Origin of the sequence: Gilliamella sp. Gris1-4 (assembly GCF_001690335.1) — a bacterium.
Taxonomy (GTDB): Bacteria; Pseudomonadota; Gammaproteobacteria; order Enterobacterales; family Orbaceae; genus Gilliamella; species Gilliamella apicola_P.
Window position 1 is genome coordinate 1 of record NZ_LZHA01000052.1, and the last position, 349, is coordinate 349.

Here is a 349-nt window from a genome sequence, read left to right on the forward strand (position 1 = left end):
CGATTATCAGGGCTCATCAACATAGTACAGGCGCTGCAACGGAGTATTCCGAGCAAATAGGTCAGAGCTGTGGTGGTAATTCAACTAAAATTCATCTTGCGGTTGATAGTGGTGGTTTGCCTATTTGTTTTGAGCTTTCTGAAGGACAACGACATGATATCACTTATGCAGAAAACCTAGTTGAAAAGCTCGATGAAGTCAATACAGTGATAGCCGATAAAGGTTATGACAGCGAGCCTTTTCGGTGCTTTGTTCGTCAAAAAGGCGGACGAACGGTGATTGCTAAACGTAATTATGGTAAGGATATAGATAAAAGCAGTATGGATAGCTGCCTTTATCGCTATCGTCA

Annotated in this window: 1 protein-coding gene; it reads left to right on the forward strand. The window is 42.1% G+C overall.

Annotation, left to right across the window (positions count from 1 at the left end; genetic code table 11):
* A partial coding sequence (locus tag A9G31_RS07085) for a transposase (protein WP_141671408.1) occupies positions 1 to 349 on the forward strand: 349 nt, incomplete at both ends.